16 protein-coding genes and 4 pseudogenes are annotated in these 20,253 nt (G+C 57.5%); 12 read left to right on the top strand and 8 right to left on the bottom strand.

Annotation, left to right across the window (positions count from 1 at the left end; translation table 11 throughout):
- Positions 1-187 precede the first annotated feature (187 nt).
- The 5 genes from EAF64_RS14740 (at position 188) to EAF64_RS14720 (ending at position 5,544) form a co-directional block, all read left to right on the top strand.
- Positions 188-1,294, top strand: a complete 1,107-nt coding sequence (locus EAF64_RS14740) for an oxidoreductase (RefSeq protein ID WP_129069744.1) — start codon at positions 188-190, stop codon at positions 1,292-1,294.
- Between the two features lie 380 nt (positions 1,295-1,674).
- Positions 1,675-2,388: a cyclase family protein gene (locus EAF64_RS14735; protein ID WP_129069743.1), complete on the top strand. Its 714-nt coding sequence runs from the start codon at positions 1,675-1,677 to the stop codon at positions 2,386-2,388.
- A gap of 606 nt (positions 2,389-2,994) precedes the next feature.
- Positions 2,995-3,994 (top strand): IS630 family transposase gene (locus EAF64_RS14730; RefSeq protein WP_129069742.1). Its coding sequence is split into 2 segments (ribosomal slippage): positions 2,995-3,488 and positions 3,487-3,994, totalling 1,002 coding nucleotides; the frame shifts between segments, so codons are not numbered across the junction.
- Positions 3,995-4,926: 932 nt separating this feature from the next.
- Positions 4,927-5,079 carry a phage terminase large subunit family protein gene (locus EAF64_RS21450; RefSeq protein WP_227738992.1) on the top strand — a complete coding sequence of 51 codons (153 nt, stop codon included), beginning with the start codon at positions 4,927-4,929 and terminating at the stop codon, positions 5,077-5,079.
- Between the two features lie 51 nt (positions 5,080-5,130).
- On the top strand, positions 5,131-5,544 hold the full coding sequence (locus EAF64_RS14720) for a TRAM domain-containing protein (RefSeq protein ID WP_129069740.1): 414 nt from the start codon (positions 5,131-5,133) through the stop codon (positions 5,542-5,544).
- Positions 5,545-5,637: 93 nt separating this feature from the next.
- Here EAF64_RS14720 and EAF64_RS14715 read toward each other — a convergent pair whose 3' ends face one another.
- Entirely contained in the window at positions 5,638-7,572 is a 1,935-nt protein-coding gene (locus EAF64_RS14715; protein ID WP_129069739.1) for a methyl-accepting chemotaxis protein, read from the bottom strand.
- A gap of 497 nt (positions 7,573-8,069) precedes the next feature.
- On the opposite strand from EAF64_RS14715, the pseudogene EAF64_RS14710 reads away from it, so the two are divergent.
- Positions 8,070-8,441 (top strand): annotated as a pseudogene (locus EAF64_RS14710) (MarR family transcriptional regulator).
- Positions 8,438-8,789, top strand: a pseudogene (locus EAF64_RS21765) (type II toxin-antitoxin system PemK/MazF family toxin). Before EAF64_RS14710 ends, EAF64_RS21765 begins: the two co-directional pseudogenes overlap by 4 nt.
- A gap of 360 nt (positions 8,790-9,149) precedes the next feature.
- Here EAF64_RS21765 and EAF64_RS14700 read toward each other — a convergent pair.
- A complete protein-coding gene (locus EAF64_RS14700) occupies positions 9,150-9,905 on the bottom strand; it encodes a hypothetical protein (protein ID WP_129069738.1) in 756 nt (251 codons plus the stop codon).
- 165 nt (positions 9,906-10,070) lie between these two features.
- The gene (locus EAF64_RS14695) at positions 10,071-10,481 is read right to left on the bottom strand and encodes a hypothetical protein (RefSeq protein WP_129069737.1); all 411 of its coding nucleotides are present in this window, start codon (positions 10,479-10,481) and stop codon (positions 10,071-10,073) included.
- Between the two features lie 167 nt (positions 10,482-10,648).
- On the opposite strand from EAF64_RS14695, the gene EAF64_RS14690 reads away from it, so the two are divergent.
- Positions 10,649-11,050: a hypothetical protein gene (locus EAF64_RS14690; RefSeq protein ID WP_129069736.1), complete on the top strand. Its 402-nt coding sequence runs from the start codon at positions 10,649-10,651 to the stop codon at positions 11,048-11,050.
- Between the two features lie 199 nt (positions 11,051-11,249).
- Here EAF64_RS14690 and EAF64_RS14685 read toward each other — a convergent pair whose 3' ends face one another.
- The 5 genes and pseudogenes from EAF64_RS14685 to EAF64_RS14665 all read right to left on the bottom strand — a co-directional run.
- Positions 11,250-11,564 carry a hypothetical protein gene (locus EAF64_RS14685; protein ID WP_129069735.1) on the bottom strand — a complete coding sequence of 105 codons (315 nt, stop codon included), beginning with the start codon at positions 11,562-11,564 and terminating at the stop codon, positions 11,250-11,252.
- A 137-nt stretch (positions 11,565-11,701) separates the two neighbouring features.
- Positions 11,702-12,520: a hypothetical protein gene (locus EAF64_RS14680; protein WP_129069734.1), complete on the bottom strand. Its 819-nt coding sequence runs from the start codon at positions 12,518-12,520 to the stop codon at positions 11,702-11,704.
- Positions 12,521-12,716: 196 nt separating this feature from the next.
- Positions 12,717-13,394, bottom strand: coding sequence for a sensor histidine kinase (locus EAF64_RS14675; protein ID WP_129069733.1), 678 nt, complete (start codon positions 13,392-13,394; stop codon positions 12,717-12,719).
- A complete protein-coding gene (locus EAF64_RS14670) occupies positions 13,354-14,385 on the bottom strand; it encodes a histidine kinase N-terminal 7TM domain-containing protein (RefSeq protein WP_129069732.1) in 1,032 nt (343 codons plus the stop codon). Before EAF64_RS14670 ends, EAF64_RS14675 begins: the two co-directional genes overlap by 41 nt.
- A gap of 170 nt (positions 14,386-14,555) precedes the next feature.
- Positions 14,556-15,017 (bottom strand): annotated as a pseudogene (locus EAF64_RS14665) (zinc ribbon domain-containing protein); the annotation flags it as partial.
- Positions 15,018-15,063: 46 nt separating this feature from the next.
- Between EAF64_RS14665 and EAF64_RS14660 the strand changes: the two are divergent.
- From EAF64_RS14660 to EAF64_RS14645, 4 genes and pseudogenes are all read left to right on the top strand, one after another.
- Positions 15,064-16,167, top strand: a complete 1,104-nt coding sequence (locus EAF64_RS14660; RefSeq protein WP_193767704.1) for an FIST signal transduction protein — start codon at positions 15,064-15,066, stop codon at positions 16,165-16,167.
- A gap of 464 nt (positions 16,168-16,631) precedes the next feature.
- Entirely contained in the window at positions 16,632-18,692 is a 2,061-nt protein-coding gene (locus EAF64_RS14655; RefSeq protein WP_193767703.1) for a GAF domain-containing protein, read from the top strand.
- A gap of 34 nt (positions 18,693-18,726) precedes the next feature.
- Positions 18,727-20,002 (top strand): annotated as a pseudogene (locus EAF64_RS14650) (FAD-dependent oxidoreductase); the annotation flags it as partial.
- The gene (locus EAF64_RS14645; RefSeq protein ID WP_129069729.1) at positions 19,999-20,208 is read left to right on the top strand and encodes a hypothetical protein; all 210 of its coding nucleotides are present in this window, start codon (positions 19,999-20,001) and stop codon (positions 20,206-20,208) included. The pseudogene EAF64_RS14650 and the gene EAF64_RS14645, both read left to right, overlap by 4 nt.
- The last annotated feature ends 45 nt before the right edge of the window (positions 20,209-20,253 follow it).

The raw sequence follows: 20,253 nt of genomic DNA, 5'->3' as shown, positions 1-20,253 counted from the left end.
CTGTCTACACGTGCTTGTCAACTTATGTCGAGCATAAGTCTTGAGTGTTACCCCGAGCAGGGTGGCACGAGAGATGATCTTCGGTGTCGCGATGGTTCACGTCGAGGAGTATGATATCACACGTGTTGCACGATGGAATACGCAATCCGCTGTCTCTTTATATCTCCCAGTACGAGGTGGTTACACGATGACTGACGATTCACTTTTCCATACATTCGAACTGAACGGTCACACCCTCGACAATCGCGTCGGTCTCGCCCCGATGACACGCACGAGCGCGACCGACGAGGGCCACGCGACTGACCGGATGGCACGCTACTACGCCTCCTTTGCCCGCGGCGGCTTTTCGTTTCTCCTCACCGAGGGCATCCACCCGGACGCAACCCACAGCCAAGGCTACTTCAACCAACCCGGCCTCGCTACTGACGAGCAGGCAGCGGCCTGGGAACGCGTGGTCGACGCCGTCCACGAAGAGGGGAGCCCCATCTTCGCGCAACTCATGCACGCTGGCGCACAAGCGCAGGGTAACCGCTACGGCTACGATCCGGTCGCGCCCTCAGCCTACCGCCCGCCGGGTGAGATGGCCGAGATGTACGGCGGGTCCGGTGAATTCCCAGAGGCCGACGCACTCGATGCTGACGGTCTCGTAGAAGTAAAGGAGGGATTCGTTGCTTCCGCCAAACGCGCGGTTGAAGCGGGCTTCGATGGCATCGAGGTTCACGGGGCCAACGGCTATCTACTCCACGAGTTCGTCGACCCGCTGGTTAACAATCGTTCTGACGAGTACGGCGGCTCGCCAGCGAACCGCGCGCGATTCCCAGCCGAGGTAACGGCTGCCATCGACGAGGCGACGCCCGACGAGTTCATCGTCGGCGTGCGCGCCTCACAGGCGGCCGTCAGCGACGAGGAGCGGGTATGGCCGGACGGTGAGACGACCGCTACCGCGCTGTTCAGCGCGCTCTCGAACGCAGGAGCTGACTACGTCCACGTCACCGGCGGCAATGCGACTACTGCGGAGGTACCAGACACCGAACGCACACTCGCGGAACTGGCGATCGAGCATGTGGGCGACGATGTCGCCGTAATTGCCAACGGGAGTCTCGGAGACCCAGAGAACGCGCGGGCAGCACTGTCAGATGGCTCCGATCTGATCACGCTCGGGACCGGGGCACTCGCCAATCACGACTGGCCCAGTCGGGTCCGAGCGGGCGAGCCACTCGATGATTTGGACCCGAGCATCTGCTTCGAGCCCGACGCCTCGCTTAGCGACGCTGAGGTCCCCAGCGACGATTGAGGACCCCGAAACGACGCCACGACCGCCGATGAAGCTCAGTATTCAGCTGTGTCTGTCTTGATTATCATTCTCGAATACTGTTTTCTTCCTCGAAATATTCGGAGCTCAGAGTGTTCGATCACTCGCTCACGGCTGGGTTCACGGAGCTAGTCCACAACTCCGGGACGACGCCTGCGAGTTCACATTGCGGTCAACGGAACCGTAATCCAACCCGATGACGGGTATTACTGACTGTACGCTGCTGGCGATACTGACACGATCGAATTACTGTACCCGACGACGACATCGAAGATTCCGCCTTCGGACAGAAACAGCCAATTTAACGTTAGTATTCATATCATGCCAAGTATTAATACATTTGCTCGATAATCCCCTAGTGTATGCCCGAAATAGTTGACTTGAGTCAAGAGATATACCACAAACAGCCAGTCCACGAGCTCCACCAGTCCACGTCGATATGGACACACCACACCTACGAAGAAGGGGCAGCGATTCTCGGTGACTCCCTGGGGACTGACGACCCGCCTTGGACTTATTCGACGAAGTCGCTCTTGATGAACGACCACGGGCCGACGCACGTCGACGCGTTCGCCCACCTCGGACCAGGCGGGGAGTCCATCGACGAAATGTCGCTTAGTTACTTTTTCGGACCGGGTAAGGCAATCGAGATTTCGAAGTACGACGGGGCGAGTGACGAGGTCATTACACCTGCGGACATGGAGACGGCGTGTGACGAGGCAGGTGTGGAGATCGAGGACGGCGATATCCTCCTCGTGAACACCGGCCACTACCAGGACACCCACCCCACGAAGGCGTACGTCGACGACTACATCGGTTTTTCCCGGGAGGCAGCCGAGTGGATGGTCGATCAGGGCGTGAAGAATTTCGGTGTTGATGCTCCCGGGCCGGACAACTCGAACGATCTAACGTTCCCGACACATCAGGTCGGACGGGAAGAAGGGGTACCACACATGGAGAATCTCAAGAATATCGACGAAGTAGTCGGTGAGAGTTTCACCTTCTATGGATTCCCGCTGAAGATTCGGGACGGAACTGGTGGTCCGATGCGTGCCGTTGCGATGCTCGACGACTGAGAAGAGAACGGCGACCCCAATCACAGTGGACGCCTCGTCGATCAAGTTCTCAATGTAGAATACACATCTATCAATTTGCATTCCGATAGGTATCTGATTTGCTCCCGGTGTGAGTTGGGCAATCTCCACTATTCTCGGCGGTAGCTCGCGACAACCCGAATGTCTTCGAGGTGCGTCGAATATTAACCAACAGACACATACTAGAATAGATCCTCTGTCGATTAAGTTTCTAGATACAATCCTCCGACTGGCTACGCAATCTCCACACGGGTGGACTACATCTATTGCGGGTGCTCAGACCGCTCTGCTGGGCCACCTTTGTCGGACAACGGCTCGGTTGCTGGTCTCGAATCAGATATTCGAATCGTCCCGCAAGCGTGGTTCGGGCAGGACCGCCACGAGTCAGTTGAGAATTTTGTTTGCTCACTTCCGGTGGCGTGTTTTAGCTTCACCGCGCACGGCCGCTACAGCGGGGCAGCCTGCTACGCGATCGATACGCTCTTTCGCGTATTCTTGTTGAAGGAACTCTACGGCTGGGAGCGCGAGACAGCACTCACCAGCTATAGTAACTGTTAGAATTTTTCCCGTAAAGCGTTGCAGGAGATAATGGATCATCTCAACGAGATCTCTGTCGAAGAGCTGCAAGATGCTCTTGACAACGTGGATGAGAAGAAGCCGACACAGCGACTCTTAGCAGCTATTGCGTACAAGAACGGTGTTACGCAGACCGAGCTAGCCGAGTGGTACGACGTGCAGCGGCGCACAATCTATAGCTGGCTCAAGCGACTCGACACTGACGAGTCGCTTGAGCAGGCTGTACCTGATGATAAACGAACTGAAAGAAAACGAAAACTTTCAGAATCACGGCAAAAAGACTTCGAAGCAACTGTTCACGAACCACCTGAAGCAGTCGTGCTTAATGCGCCGGCGTGGACGCCGGCGCTCGCTCAGGAATATCTCGAAGAAACCTACGGCGTTGAGTACTCAATCCCGAGTTGCCGGCGGTCGCTGAAAGAAGCGGGATTGAGTTATCAAAAACCGCGCCGAAAAGCCGCCGAAGCCAACGAAAACGAGCAAGAAACCTTCCACGAAGAACTCAAAAAAGCGGCGGGAGATGGACGCCACGGTAGTCTGTATCGACCAAACCAAAAAATCCGTGCAAGTTGAGCCGCGTGCCGCGTGGTTTCCGCGCGGCACGCGGCCATCCGTCAAACACTCTGGCCAACGCAACTGGACGTGTCTGCTGGGCGCGATCACCGAGGACGGTGATCGCTTCTTCTCCCGATTCGAAGAGTACGTCACCGCCAAACACGCCAAACATTTCATTTTAGCACTATGTAAAGAGTTTGAAGAAGACTTGATCTTCGTTCTCGACGGAGCGCCGTATTTTCAGGCGTCGGCCGTCACGGACCTGGCGGCCCGTGACGACCTCGCCTTCGTGACGTTGCCGGCGTATTCGCCGGAACTGAACCCGGTCGAAGAATGCTGGAGACAGCTTCAAGCGTCTCTTAGCAACCGCTTCTTTGACTTGCTTGACAAGTTGACGACAGCGATTGATACAGCTCTCGACCAACTCTCTGTTCTAAAAGTGAGTAATTATTTCTAAGAACTACTATAGCATGTCTTGGGATAATTAAGCTCTCACACCGGATTTTATTCAAGTAGCTGGTCTACTCCCTCTGTGGAAGCAAGTCTACGAGGATATTGTGAAAGATACCCACGAAACCGCCGAGAAAGAGAGCAACTCCAAGGATGGTGAACGGGAGTGAAGATACCGCTTCAAACGTCTCAAAGCCTCCTGCAATCCTAAGTTCAAACGAACGGGAGAAACCGAATATTCGCCATCCAATGTAGCTTATTGCATAGAGCAGCAGTAATTCTCATCGGAAAGCGTATCGAAATGATTTCGATAGGAAAGCGTCTGTCGTGCGTCTAAACGCGTACCGAGCAGGTTCAAGGCTTACCATATTCGTAACGATGTATCAAACCAACCAAGGAGTTTCTTTCGGGATAGTGAATGGTCGGTTAATATCCTGTACTATTAGCGCATTTGCTGAGATGTGGTCGGTTCTTACAGGTGGGTTCTATCGCAGTGGACTGGCCGACTTGCGCGCTGTATTCAGCGCACGGCTCTTAACAGAAAATTGGTATGTAAGCGGTTGAAACAATACATCGTTCCTCTCTACTGATCAGGTTAGCAATCCTCGTAGGAAACCACGAGATTACTCTGGGATTTCGTATCGACAAATTTCACTGCCCCCACAGTCCGGACACTCCTCAGCCTTCGACGACACAGTTGTCCCGCAGTGGCGGCACTCAACTACGACTTCGGAGCCACCACCAGGGAGGAGTTGCGTGAGGATCGGATGAACTCCCGTCTCCCCGCGGTACGGGTGATGGTGAGTTGATCTCAATGGACACTTCAACCGACCTGAAAGCGGATTTCTGAACGTAGAAAACGCCTAAACCTTTTATTTTGAGGACGGCTCAAGAACGGATGAAAGGAACACCGTCACGCGCCTCTTCCAGTCCCTTTGCATGAACACCGACGAATCGTCTCTTGGTCGTTGCCCGGACTGCGGCGAGCGTATTCCAGAGGCGTGGCTTCTCGTTGAATACACAAAAGACGACGGCACCGATGGAATATGGGCCGAATGCCCGTCGTGTGAGGACGTTGTGGCGCCAGAATAGCAGTTGGGATCCGACAGTTCTCGGTTGCGAATCTCATGGAAGACACTACTGATGGATATTCTTGACCAACTTCGCTGTCTGTTCTCGGCCACGCTCGAAGAGCGGGACGGATCGTATGTCCTCGAAGTTCCAACGGAAGGAATTCAACGTGGCAACATCAGTCAAGGCGGAACATACCGTGTAGCTGTGCTTTCATCCAGATCTACCACAGAACCCGTCGACACCGACACAACGTCACAGTTCGATTCAGAGCCACAGGAACCACCGGTCACAGAAGGTGAACATCGGACCGTCGAGATCGAAAGCATCGGCGATCGAGGCGACGGGATCACCCGTGTCGAACGTGGCTTCGTTGTCATCGTCTCCGAGACCGAGCAGGGAGAACGAGTCACCATCGAGATTACCGGTGTCCGTGAGGACGTCGCCTTTGCAGACGTTGTTGAACGTATCAGCTACTACGACTAAGTCGCACAGAGCCGGAAATTGGCAATTTAAAACACCTCCTGACTCGATATACAGGACATGTGGTGGGGGAGACGCCAGATGTCGAGGGATTACCTAGTCGTCAGTGACGGGCGTGGTGGCTCCCGTGGTGCTGGTGACCACTCGGTCACACGAAAACCCGTCAACCAGTGCCCGGAGTTCGTTTGCTGTCGCGGCGACGCTACCGATGCTGGTACCGATTTCGTTCATCGACGCCGTCTGCTCTTCGACCGCGGCTGAGACGCTTTCAGACTCTTCTGCGGATTGCTCGCTGATTTCCGATACCTCATCGACCATCGCGACGACTTCCTCGGCGCTTGATGCCTGGCTGTCGGTCGTCTCGCTGATCTCCTGAATGCCGTCGTCGGTCTGTTGGGCGTTCTGCTCGACCTGTTCGAAGGCGCTGACAACGTCCTCGACCGCTTCGATTTCCTTCTCGACCAGCTGGTTGGCCTGTTTGACCTGGCGTACGACAGTGCCGGTCTGCTGTTGAGTCTGCTCGATACGGTCCTGGATGTCTGCAGCCGAATCGCGGGTTTCCTCCGCGAGTTGCTTCACCTCATCAGCCACCACACTGAACCCATCGCCGCTTTCAGAGTTGCCGTTCTCCCCGGCTCGCGCGGCTTCGATGCTCGCGTTCAACGCGAGAATGTTCGTCTGTTCGGCGACATCGGTGATGAGGTCCGTGATATTAGCGATTTCTTCCATCTGCTCGTCGAGTGTAGTCACCCGCTCGACGGTCTCGTCGATAGCAGTCTGGACCTGCTGGGCGTCGTCATGCATGTCGGTCGCGAGTTCACGCCCATCGGTTACGATATCTGCCGTCTCAGCGGATGTCCCGGCCACTTCTTGTGCGGACGCGGCGACCTCTTCGACGGTCGCCGAGAGGTCAGACATCTCGCTGGCCACCTCATCGAGCATCTCTCGCTGTTCGTCGGTGCCAGCGGCGATTTCCTGGACCGAGTCGCTCACCTGCCGGCTTGTGTCGACGACCTGTTCGGTCCCGGCGTTCGCCGTGTCGAGTTGCTCGTCGACGTCGTCGGTCGATGTCTGGATCTCACTGACAGTTGCTTCGATTTCGTCAAGCATCTCGTTGAACGCCGTTCCAATGTCGGCCATCGCCTCGCTCTCACTGTCAGTGTCGACCCGGACCGTCAGATCACCGCCGGCAGCCTGCTCCATCGCCTCTTGATAGTTTATAGCCTTCAGCTCAAGATGGCTATTCAGCGCTTCGACCTCCTTCTGTTGAGCCTCAGCTTCCTCTTTCAGCTGTTCTGCCTCGTCTTTTTGTTCCTGAATCTCGGCCTGTTTTCCTTCGAGATCGTTAATTTCGTTCGCTCGCTGTTGGGCCCGCTCGAGTTCGATAGTGGCCTTCGTGCGAGATTTCTCGATTGAACTAAGGTGGATGGTCAAAGCGCCTGCCAGTAGCGATACGAAGCCACCGTGGATGAATCCCCAGACCCACGGGTTCAGCTGTGCGGCAGTGTGGTTGTAGACCCGGGTCGGGTCGACCAGTCCGAACCCGATGTGCGTGATGACGACGTAGGCGATTCCGACACCGAACGGAAGCCAGTCCTCGTAGATCGCTGCGATGCCGATAACGACGAAGAAGTGGAAGTGGGCCTCGATGTACCCGCCGGTGACGTGGACGAGCGTCCCCGAGCAGAACGCCAACCCGGTGACCGCGAGCACTGTCCGGAGCCGGCGATTCAATTGTGGCACCAACGACGCGAACGCGAACGCTGCAATAATTCCTACTTCAATTGCCACTATCCCAACCGGGATCGTCGGGAGAGTCATCCCAGTAACCGGTTCAGACCCTTCGATCACTCCCAGACCAAACAACACCGGGATGTGCGACAGCACCGCGATAACGAAGCCCTTGTGCCGACGTGTCCACTCGTCGGTCGGAATCGTGCTGCCGTCTGGGATATGGCTCAGTAATCCACCTGCAATTTCATCAGTCTCAGCCTGCGACTGCCCGGGTTCTTGGCTCACACCTGTCGACATATACATCCGAATCTGTCCGGTGATGTATTAAGGGCCGTCTACGTATCGAAGCTTAAAATCGACAGTGATCTTTCCATTTCAAGTGTATTTTGTTCACAATTTACGGAAAAATAAACAATTTGTTATTATTTCCCCCAGTCACGAAGTTAGCGTATCCCAACGATCGAACCTGGAACAGCGGGATTCGTGTGAGCCTTCGTTGGTGAACTCCCAAGCCCGTTCAACTGCGCCTCTGAGGCGCTTGCCGATCTGCCAGCTTATCCTGATGAATAAAGAAGAGTGGGAGAGCGGACCAACGGGCACGCCGAGTGAGGGTGGAATTCACATCGCCGATCGCGGACAGTAGTTGAGACTGGCATTCTCAATGCATATGATCCTCAGATTTCTTCGTTGGGAGTGATTTCTACTCGCTGAACAGCGTAGTATCATCTCCTTCGAAATTTTCAATGCTGTCAGTTCTAACACTTTTGACAGTGGGTGGCGTACCTTCGTCTAAGATGTCCATCGACCGAGACACCTTCGAGAACACGAGCGAGGACGAACTCGAAGACCTATCGGCCCCGGATCAGGTACTCGGGTTTCTCGCTGCCCATGACGATCGTGCATTCAAGACGCAGGAAATCGCATCCCAGATCGACATCGGCGAGGGCGCAGTCAGCACTGCGCTCTCGCGTCTGAAGGACCGTGACTTGGTCGAACACAAGGCAACGTACTGGGCCGTAACTGACGACATCGAGCGACTCGACGGGAATAGCGGCTACTAACGGGCGACCGCTCTGTTCAACGAGCAACTCGGTGACGAAGACAAGGAGTCGTGGCGTGATCACGCCCCCGACGAGCCTCATCCGAGCGTGGAGAACGAGCAGTGACTGACGAGAACGCAACCCCGATTTTTGAGCGGGGCGACGTGGTCTACGGTGACGACCCGTTCAAAAGAAGATGATGCCCGATCATGACTCATTCTCTCGAATCACGAAGAGCGACTGTTCCACGGCGAACAGTATATCGCGCTGACGTTGACGACGAAATCCTGGATTAACGGGCTGATCGGAATCCCCGAAGAGAGTTGGCTGCGTGGTGGAACGCCCGACGAGAGTCGAATCGTCTCATGGGGCGTCCAATCGATCGACAATGAGGATATCGACTTCTGGCAGGGACGGGTGGAAAGCGAGCTCGTCGACGCCGCGGTCGCCGCCCTCGTCGGAGAGTTACAGTAACCGACCGTGACGGCTGATAACACGCTGACGCTGGTAAAGAAGAAAACGGGAATCGGATAGTAACGGAACCCTCCCCGCCATATTGGGATATCTGAGTGGCGACACTATCCAGAGTCTCGGAAATCCAATGAAATAGTTGCCTGCGGAACAAGAGCGGCCGTTCAGAAAGCGATCTGACGCAGATTCTGCTCAACGATTCGATCGATACCACGCATCAGAAAGCCGCTATACCCGCTGTAGTCTCATCTTCTAGGGCATAGGAGTAGTTGAGACTGGGACTCTCAGTGCATATGGTCCGAAAGTCCAGAGTTCATCCAGGAAACGCGGATTGTGTGACTTCTCAGTGTATCTGCATATCGGTCAATTCTCAACGGGTGGGTCAAACCCCGGAAGTACTACCTTGGTATAATATACAAAATACGCGGCTGTGACGAATAAATATAGTCCACTGGTCAACAGAGGGGGCCAGTCCAGCAAAAAAATCAAAAACATGGCCCAGAACCCACCGAACACAGCACCACCAACCGAAATGATGTGCAGTCCCTCCGTAGACTGAATCTGTAGATCGTTGCCGGTTGTCAGTCGAATTCCGATCATTCCAACTGTGAGAGACGCCAATGTTAGAATCGGAAGTCCGAGTACTGTCCAGACGGCGGCTGGCAATTGACTGGATGAACTAACGAGTATTGCCCACCCGAACAAACTGAGTCCGGCCCACCCGATACTCCGCAGGAGTTCTTCACGGAGTATCTCGTGGACTTGTGGGTGCTGTAGGAATTCACGGAGTGGATTCTCTGTGCTGGCTGACTGTCCGTTCAATGCTTGTTTTCCCTCTGGAGAGATCGGCCAGTCTGACTCAGGATGGTCGATATAATACAGCGTCAGTGAGTCCGAATACGTTTCTGTCGCGACGATACCACGCTCTTCTAGATCACGCAACCGGTTACGGACGGTGACTTTCGAGACATCTGGTTTGACTCGGTCTCGAATCTGCTGAACCGAGAAGAGTGGCCGATCAGCCTCGTGCATCGTCTCGACGACGTGCTTGTCGGTCAGTTTCGTATTCACCTTCCGGTCGTTCTCCAACTCTCGGGAGATCCACGACGGAAGTGACATGTGTCAGGTGAGTAGTGATGGACGATTATCAGTTTCGGATAGCTACGCGAGTGGACGGTGTACGGGGCGAGATTGGCAGACGCATTGGTTTTCAGCAGACGTCGCTTCAGTAGCGATACCTGACTCTGACGGGCAAGCCTGCCGGAAGGTAAAATCAGTTGCGGACTATGCAGTCGTTTCGGAGGGCGACTTCGGCAGTCGCAGGTACCAGTACCAGCCGACCGCAGCTATCGTCACGACGACATACGCGACCGTTGTCCACAGGGCAGAGTAGCCACCTGCTGCAACGAGGGACACTGCGCCGACGCCACCAAGCATGATCCCGAGCGCTAAACTCATCGAGAGACCAGTCGGTGTCTGAACCTGCAACTCCGTGGACGTCACAGTACGGACTCCGATCATGCCTGCGGTCAAGAGCGCCCACGTAAGGACGGGAAGTCCGAGGACCGTCAGTACGGTCGGCTCTAGCCAGGCTACCTCTGAAATCACGATTGGCCACCCGACGAGTCCGAGACCGATCCACACGATACTTCGAAGCAGTTCTTCTCGGATGATACGGCCTCGTTGTGAATTCATATCTACACGTCAATCAAGTGGTTCTGCTCATAAATCATCATAGAGATTTTTGTGCACGGACAGGGGTGTTTTGGAGCGACAAAATGGGCTTTGTACCCACAAAATGGACTTTCTGTCTTTGAAACTGTACTATGCGCTTTTTATGCAATCTCTCCTATGGGTGTACTGTGGCCGAATCAACATCCCTCCGTGAGCGACTGCATGCTGACCTGACAGACAATCTGCCCGTGACAGTAACGGCCATCGGTGTGGCGCTGGCAGCGTTTGCGCTGGTATCGCTCGACAGTATTCCACTCGCGCTCTCGACCGACTTCGGTGCGAGATTCTTGCTACCGTTGAGTCTGCTGGATATGGCGTTTGCATACGACGACTACTGGCCTGTTGCGTACAGTCCGATGTACGCTGTCACGTGGACGCTTGTGTTTGGAGTACTCACAGTAGGACTCTTTATCAGTATCTACGAAGTCACACTCCCGAATCTTGGAAATACGGTTGCAAGCGTCGCGGCGTTCGTGACGGTAGTCAGTATCCAATTCGGAAGCGCAATGCTGTACGCTCACATTCGCTAACAGAACGTCACCACTATGATTTCATATTTCACTCGCTATCTCCGGATTGTTTGTGATCTTCAAGTTTCTCGTCGTGCCGAACAACGCGTATCAGAGGGAATCATTTGGTGCGTATGACGCGGTGGTGCAGAATACGTCTCAAGATCGAACATTGAGTATATATATTCACCGAGGTTTGCTGTCAATAAGTTGGCCGAATTTAATGGAAACGAACATGACGCTGTGCGCCCCTACGGTTGGTACTGATCCGTTCGCTGATGGTTTCGGGGTCGGTCACAAACGGAATCGAGGGCCGTCCCTTCTCGTCCGGCATCGGTACTGTGCCGCCCATCAGGGTAATCGCCACGGTTCCACTGTCCAGGCAGAGCGGGCTGTCGAACAGCCCTCGTTCCACTGAGGGCGTCTCGATATTGTCGTACGGAACCGACCACTGTGGCTCTTCAAGACGCCAGTCGTACGCGACGGCGGCTAAGTGGTAGAACCGATACTCAGTCTCGCCGAACGCAAGCTCCATGTGATCGGTGCTCAGCAGACAGAACACGATAGCCGGGATGACCACTCAGACGACGACCGCTTGGAATGTCCGCGACCCGTTAGCGGCGGCGGGTGTCCCCGGAACGAACACGAACAGGAATCCCATCACCCGAGGGCTCAGTCCGGGGTCGCTGAACCGGCCGTCGACGACGCCGCCAGTCGTGAGCGCATTGAGGAGTCGGCAACCGACCGTACCATTGGCTCGGTCGTCTCGCGCGGCTGCCCGTCCGGTGTTGGAGGCAGAGTGGGCATCGACGAGGGCTGGCCGTCGGCAAGTAGCGACCCAACGTGACCAAGTGAGTCATCTCGGCCTGCCAACGGACGAGACGCGCGAATCCCATAGCCGGTACGGAGCGGTATCAGCACAGAGACCGCAAAGACAATCGTGTTCACTCCCTCCGGTCCGGCTGGTACGCTGGTGGTAAAATCGGCCACGATGTACAGCAGTGGCGCGTACACGAGCGCTGCGAGCTGTCTCTTTCTGACGAGAGACCCGGTCCCGCGAGCGTTTTCGACGCCGTTTCGGTCGACGTGGTCCGCGTAGATCATCGACGACTTCGTCGCTGCCACCACTGCCGCTCCCGCGAGCACGAGCGGCGTCATCGGGTCGGTCCAGAACCGCTCGGGGACACTCATCAAGAGCACGACTGCCGTGGTGAGAGCCGATGGGGTGAGTGTCAACAGACTAAACAGTACCGTCGGAAGGCTCCGCAGGTACACAGGCGGCAGATGTGCAGAGAGATTCAGCGTGCCACGTTTGTACTTCAGTAACCTGAACGACGGGAGGGCCTTGGGCGGATCGAGGACCGTCGTCTCGCCCCCGACAAGCTGTCGTACCCCCGTTCGGGCGATCACGAAAGCGAGGTCGATCCAGTAGACGACGGCAACGCCCACCAGTGAGAGTACACCGTACACCGGAACCGTCGCTATTGCCACAACCTCGACACAGAGCGTCGCGAGAACGACCTACCAGCACAGTCTCATTTACACGTAAGAATCTTCGGCACAACATAATACTTTCAGCACAGATTCAGCTTCCGCATCGTTCCTTCATACTTCGAGCCCCGGTGGTAGCCGGCCTGCTCAGATACTCGTGTTTTGATCACCGTCGCTGCAACCGTCTCAACAGCGATCACTCGCGGACCGACGGAGCACCGGGGACGGATATCGTGACTGTGGTGCCGTCAGACGTGTCGAACGATACCTCGCCGCCGGAGTTGCGGGTCGCCCATGTGAGTTGCCACAGTCCGAGTCCGGTCCCGTGTTGGAGCGGCGTCTCTGACCCTGCCTCAAGCGCAGACAGCTCCAACTCGGGGATCCCGGGACTGTCGTCGAGCACCTGCAATTCACATCTGTCCGGAGTCAACTGCAGACTGACGGTCACGTCGGTAGCGTGCGTGACCGCATTGTCGACAGCGCTCTCTATCGCCGCTTCGAGCGCGGCGCGGTCAGTCTGTACCACCAACGATTCGGGCGCATCGACGGCAACCGGCGGGTCGTGCGCCGAAACGGCGTCACGAAGCAGTTTGGCGACGTCGACCGGGACGTGTTCGCGCATCTCCGAGAGGAGTTGGTCGATAGTCCGTGCGTGGTCGCTCATGCGTGCGATACGATCCGACGTCTCGATGGCTGTATCGGCGTGGTCGTCGTCGATGGCATCGAGGTGCGCGTTGAAGACGTCGAGTTGGTTGCGCAGATTGTGTCGCAGAACCCTGTTGAGAACCGCGAGGCGTTCCTTACGGAGTTCGCGCTCGGTCACCTCCCGGAGACTAACTACGGTTCCCAGGTGCCGGTCGCTCCGGTCGGTCACTGTCGAGACCTGCGCGTCGTACTTCGCCGAGACACCTGGTGACCATTTCGGCCGCTCGAAGCCCGTCCACGTCGTTCCCAAGCACGTCTTCGACGGTAACGGTACCAGCTGATGGGTCCACCCTGCTAGAGGCACTGCGAATCCGCTCGTTCGTCCGCACGACTCGGTCCTCCTCGTCGGCGATCAGCACCAAGTCGTCTGTCTCGTCGACGATATCGCGTTCGCCGACGACGCCGACAGTCGGAGCCATGTCGAACGCGTCGAGTCGGAACACTGCGAGTCCGAACCCACACACCGCGCCGAGCCCTCCCAGTACGTAGGCCGTTCCACCAGCTGTCCGGCTGAGTTGCGCGATGTACGGGATACTGCTCCACGACAACCACATCAGCGCCGGTCCTCCGGCGAGGGCGACACCTTGCCACGCCGTAGTGTGGTCGTATCGGCGCGTCGCCCGGACTACCAACACCATTCCGGTGACGACCAGCGTCAGCGCGTAGCACCTGACCGTGATTCCGAGTAGCCCGACGGGATGTGTCGGCACGCTCGAAACCCCAGAGAATAAGAACTGAGCGACGAATATGAGAAGCGGGAAAGCGAGCAACACACTTGTTTTGAGCGTGAGCGAGACGAACCGCCCGGTGTACCGGAGAGCGAACATCGCCCACAGACCGACGGGGAGTATCCAGACGAGCGCCAACCACCGTCCAACCGCACCGGTGAAGTCAGTCACCGGGATCGACCCGACGAGGACGCCGACGCTGAGTAGTCCGAAACCGACACCGAACAACGCGGAGTACCCCGTAAACCACAGAGTCCCCGGCCTCTCGTGCCGTCGGGCGGCCGTTGCACTGGTTGCCAATACTCCCGCGGCGATTAAAACACCTACAGCGCTGATGATGTCAACGAGCATGATCAGAGTGTGCGGTCGCTGGGTACCGATGGGAAGCGTCGTTGTAAAGGATATGATAATCGGGTAGCGACGGTCAGCCATTGGAGGGCGACGACGTCGTCGGAACCTACCTCTTCATTACGATCGCGAAAAAAAGATTACGCTGGCTCAATCGTCGGTAAAGCGTGTCGACAGCTTTGATCTCCTCCTCCGCGTGAACGCCGAGGAATTCCGCCACGGGATTTCAGGCCGAGTGTAGCGGCCTGTTGGTTTCAAGACGCATACGTTCCACACGTCTCTTGCTGGGTTTCAGCATCGTCCCCAGAAATCGAAAATTTCTGGTGTGCGAACGAATCGCTGCGCGATTCGTTAACGGCGTGGCTGTCTTGTGGCCCGGCCAAACGCGCCCCATCCTTCAGCCGAGTCATCGTCGTTCTCGTGTTCTCTGGAACGATTCTCTCCGCTGAGATAGCGGTCCGCAATGTTCACCGCTCCGTCTACGTCCGCTTGGTACCCGCCCATCCAACAGTCATCTCCGTGTATTTAAACGTCGCCTGTTTCGGGCGATACCCGATTTCACCGCACACATGGTACTCTTTCGAGGTGTTGCGCGGATTCACCGTTGCGACGGGAATCCCTTTCTCGACGGCGTTGTACCGTATCTGCGTATGGAGTTTGGCGAATCTCCAGCCGTGAAGACGGCGGTTCATGTACTCACCGTAGTCCATCGACTCCTCGTTCGATAAAGTTATGATATCACGGTAACTAATGTTTCGACCGATGGAACTGTGCTACGTCGAGACGACTGACCGGATTGAATCCGCGGCCGAAGAGGTTGCGTCGGCGGACCACGTAGAGGGATTGCTTATTTTCGCTACCCCGGCGGATGACGGGTACGACGGACAGCTCGAGTCGTTCCTAGAGCGTCTCGACATCCCCGTGATCGGCGGTGTGTTCCCGGAACTGATCCACCAGAACAAAAAAGAACAGGGGGCTGTCGTCTGTGGACTGACCGTAGAGCCGCAAGTGAAGACCGTTCCCGGACTGAGTGACGCGAAAGCGGACTACTCGAGCCAACTTGATCCGGACCTCCCCGTCGACGGCTACGAGACTGTCTTCGTGTTCGTCGATGCGTACGCCACTGAGATCGAACGGTTCATCCAGTCGCTATTTCGGACCTACGGCGTCGAACTCAATTACCTCGGAGGCGGAGCCGGGTCACTCGCTGCGGACCAGCAACCCTGTCTGTTTACTGACGAAGGAATCGTGCAGGACAGCGCTGTCGTGGCTGCTATCAGTTCGCCACTGAATCTGGGTGTGAGACACGGGTGGGAGGAGATCGCCGGACCATTCAGAGTGACCGACACGGACGGCCCGGTAGTGTATGGGCTGGACGGCAAGCCCGCGTTCTCGGTGTACAGAGACGTCGTCGAACAGCAGACATCAGGAGACCTGATCCGGGAGGAATTTTTCGAAACCGCGAAAGCGTACCCGTTCGGTGTCTCCCGGATGAACGGTGAGCCGGTTGTTCGGGATCCGTTCGAGATCGTCGAAGAAAACGGGCTCAGGTGTTTCGGAGATGTTCCCGAAGGGGAGTTCGTCCACATCCTCGAAGGGGACGCACCGACACTGATCCAAGCCGCACAGAGTGCCGCGGACGAGGCACAGAGCACACAACGGAATACCGAGGTGCTGTTCTTTTTCGACTGTATCTCCCGGGAGCTCTATCTCCAGGAGGAATACCAGCAAGAGCTGACGAGTGTCAAAACCGACGGGACACAGATGGCTGGAGCGCTGACGATCGGTGAGATTGCGAACGACGGCAACGGCCATCTGGATTATTACAACAAGACCGCTGTCATCGGTGCAATCGCGGATATATGACATCGAGACAGCAGCGCGTCCAGACGCTGTACGAGATCTCACTCGCGATCGAGTCGAGGTCGACGCTCGAGCAGACGACCGACAGAGCGCTGGCGGCGTACATGCGGAAGCTGAACTGTTCGGTCGGCGCGATATACAGGGCTGTCACCGCCGACGACCGGGTGGAGCTGTCGGTGACGAGTGCTATCCCAGCCAGTCCAGAGCGAACCGAACTCTTCCGGGCCGCCCGTGACCGGCTCACAAGCACCCTGCGGACCGGGACGGCGTCGTCGGTATCCGTCTCCCTCGGTCGGACCGCAGAGACGCGGTTTCCGCGCGCACCGAACAGTCCCCGCGGAAGCGGCGAGTCAGGCGCACTCGTGGACTCACTTCCCGTCTCCGGAACTGTCGACCGCACGAGCCACTACTACCTCATGGGGTTGCCCGGGTTCGGTGTGCTCTTGCTCGGGAATCGCGACGGCTCTTTGGACACCGAGACAGTGTCGGCTCTCACTCCGCTGAACGAGAAGCTTGCACAGGCCTGCCGGTCGAACCTCACCGAGATCAGGCTCAGAGAGCAGCGCGATCGCTTCGAAGCGGTGTTCGAAGCGATCCCCGAACCCATCGTCCACGCCACTGTTGGTGACGCCGTGCGTCTCATCGACACCAACGAGGCGTTCGACGAGACGTTCGGAAACGGTGACCAGACCATCCAGGAACAGCGTCGCGAGTCACTCGTCGTGCCCGGTGTGGGGTCGGCAGACGAGGATCAAGTAGTGGAGACGCTCGACAGAGGAGAGGTGTATACATGTGAACTCGAACACGAGAGCGATTCGGGAACGGAACACTTCCTCTTCAACGGCGTCCCGGTGGTCGACACGGGCGTGATCGAGTACTTCGGTGTGTACATCGACATTACAGATCAGAAAGCCCGCGAACAGACCCTCGAAGAACTGTACGTCGCAGCACAGGAGCTTCTTTCCGAGGAGTCGCGCCGGAGCGTCTGTCAGCGGACTGTCGAGGCGGTCGGGTCGATCCTCGACTACCCGCGTGTCGGTGTCTATCTGTACAACCGCGACACCGAAACCCTCGACCCGGTTGCGACAGGCGACCATGCGTGCGACGGACGCAACGGGGGGCCATCCCCGTTCACAGAGAGAGACACGCGCGTCTGGGAAGCCTACAGGGACGGTCGGACGGTCCGGATCGAGGATCCGGGAGCGTTCAACGGGACGCTCCCAGGCGGGGGAGCGCCTGCAGGCGGTGCTGTGGTCCTACCCATCGGAACCCACGGTGTCCTCTACACGTCGGCATCCGGGCACAAAGCTGTCGAGGACGAGGACGTGTACTTTCTGCGACTGCTGAGCCAGTTGGTCGAGATTGCGCTAACCCAGACAGTGAACGACAACGGGTTGCGAGCTGTCCAGGAGACCGTCAAAGAGGCACTTAACGCCGACACACACGAGGAGATGGCCTCAACTGTCCTCGAAAAGATCCCGAACGAACTCGATCTTCCGCTCGCGGGACTCTGGAGACACAATCCAGCGCAGCAGGCCCTGGAACCCCTCGATCAGACCGACGAGGCCGATGATCTGTTCAGTGATCAGCCGACGTTCCAAGATGGTGAAAGCATCGCGTGGCAAGCTTTCGAGACGCAGTCGACGAGGATCATCTCGGACGCTTCTCAGCACGCGGACCGGTACAACGCCGAGACGCCGATCGAGGGAGAGATCACGGTCCCGCTCGGCGAGTTCGGAGTTCTGACAGCGGCATCGACACGCGAAGACGTCTTCACTAAGCTCGATGCGGAGATCCTCGAAGTGCTCGCGGCGAACCTCGAAGTGCTCGCCAGAGTGATCGACAATCGGCAGGACGTCAGACTCCTTGATCAGGTCATCGCGAGAATTCTCCGGCACAACGTCCGGAACCAACTCACACCCATCAGGGGATATGCGGACACGATCTCCAGAGAGGCTGACGGACAGGCCGAAACATACGCGAGGCGCATCATCGAGAGCTGCGAGGATCTCGAAAAGACGGCTGAACACGCCCGCGAAATGCGACAGGTCGTCCGTAACAGAAGCCGGACGAGGCGTCTCTCGCTCGGCTCCGAAGTCCGGACAGCCGCGTCCGCTGTTGAGGATGAGTTTCCGGAAGGAACGCTGGTCGTACGCGTCGAGGACACACCGGAGGTGACAGCACACCCCGAACTCGCGGCCGCGATCCGTCATCTCCTCCGAAACGGGTTCGAGCACAATCACAGCGAGAACCCCCGCGTCGAGATCAGCGTTGAACAGCGACCGCCCGGCCCGACGGTCGAAGTCACGGACAACGGTCCCGGGATCGACACACACGAACTCGAGGTCATCGACAAACACGACGAATCCGCACTGAAACACGGTAGCGGGGCGGGTCTCTGGATCGTCGATCGGGTGATCGAGTACTCGGACGCACTGCTCGAATTCGTGCTTTCGGACGGCACGACGGCGACGATCACATTCCCGTCTGATCCGACGAATCACGACTCTCTATCGGGGAGTGAGTGATCGGTGTGACAGCAGTATCGAGGCAAAAGTCTACCACTACATCAAAGACGAGGTCGAAACTCTGGAGAACCTGGTTTCGGTGACGGCCGAGGCGTTCATCGAGGAGCGCGGGATCGACCTCCGGACGAACCACGAGGTGACGAGTATCGACAGGGACAGCCAGACCGTGACTATCAGCGGTCCGGACGGTGAGTTCGAACAGGCATACGAGGAGTTGCTGGTCTCGACGGGCGCGCGCTGTCGAACCACCGCTCGACGGGATGAGTCTCGACGGTGTATTCATACTCCACAGTATGGATGCAGGGGCCGCAATCTGGGAGTATCTCGGCGCGGACGCGCCTGTGGCGGACCTGCCGGCGATGGGCTACGGGGAGGTTGCGAGCGGGTACGCCACGACGCACTCAGCGGAGTCGGTCGGGATCATCGGCGGCGGTTACGTCGGCATCGAGACGGCCGAAGCCTTCGCCGAACACGGGCTGGATGTCCATCTGTTCGAGATGGTGCCCCATACTCTCCAGCCGTTCGGGGCCGAGGCTGCTGCCACCGTCGAAGACCACCTCCGCAAGCAGGGCATCGACCTGCATCTCGACACCGCTGTCGAGGGTATCGACGGTGCAGGAAGCGTCGAGCGTATCGGTACCGGTGACCATACGGTGCCAGTCGACCTGGCGCTCGTCGGTGTCGGTGTTGCACCGAACACAGAACTGGCCGAGGCGGCCGGCATCGAACTCGGAACAACGGGTGCCATTGCGAACGATAGGTACGGGCAAACGAACGACGACCAAGTCTACACTGCGCGCGACTGCGCAGAGGCGACCCACACCGTGACCGGTGAACCCGACCACGTGCCGCTCGCGCTCACGGCCAACCGGGCCGGGCGTGCCATCGGGGCAACGTTGGCGGGCGACCCGACTCCCATTGGTGAGATCGCGGGAACGGCCGCTGTGAAGGCGTTCGACCTCGAAGTCGCACGCACAGGCGTCATCGACGAGGAGTCAGCCGCCGAGGCAGGATTCGACCCAGTCTCTGTGACCATCACAGCACAGTCACGAGCCCACTACTACCCGGGCGGTGAGGAAATCCAGATCACGCTCGTGGCTGATCGCGAGAGCGAACGCGTTCTCGGTGCGAGCATGGTCGGGCGCGAGGGCGTCGCCAAACGCATCGACACAGTCGCAGCCGCGCTCCACGCCGAGATGACCGTTCACCAGCTCTCGTATCTCGATCTGGCGTACGCCCCGTCTTTCAGTCCCGTCTGGGACCCGGTTCTCACGGCCACCAAAGTACTCCACGGGAAGGTGGCAGGATGAGCGAACCAGCCCTGACACCCTTCGAGCGTGCGCTGCTGTCGGAGTTGGCTGATGACCCCAGCTCTCCGGCGGAGCTGGCGATCTCACTCAACACTGATCTGTCGACGGTGCTCGACACGACGGGTGCACTCCAGAAGCGCGGTTTCCTCGACAGGCAGGGCTTCGGCACCTGTCGGCTGACTGACCAGGGCGAAGCTGTAATATGACACCCCGAGATTCACCACCCAGTGGTACAGATGCCATCCCTACCG

The sequence above is a fragment of the Halorientalis pallida genome, assembly GCF_004118325.1.
Lineage (GTDB): Archaea > Halobacteriota > Halobacteria > Halobacteriales > Haloarculaceae > Halorientalis > Halorientalis pallida.
The sequence above is the reverse complement of the archived record's forward strand: the minus strand, read 5'-3'. Positions and strand labels throughout refer to the sequence as shown.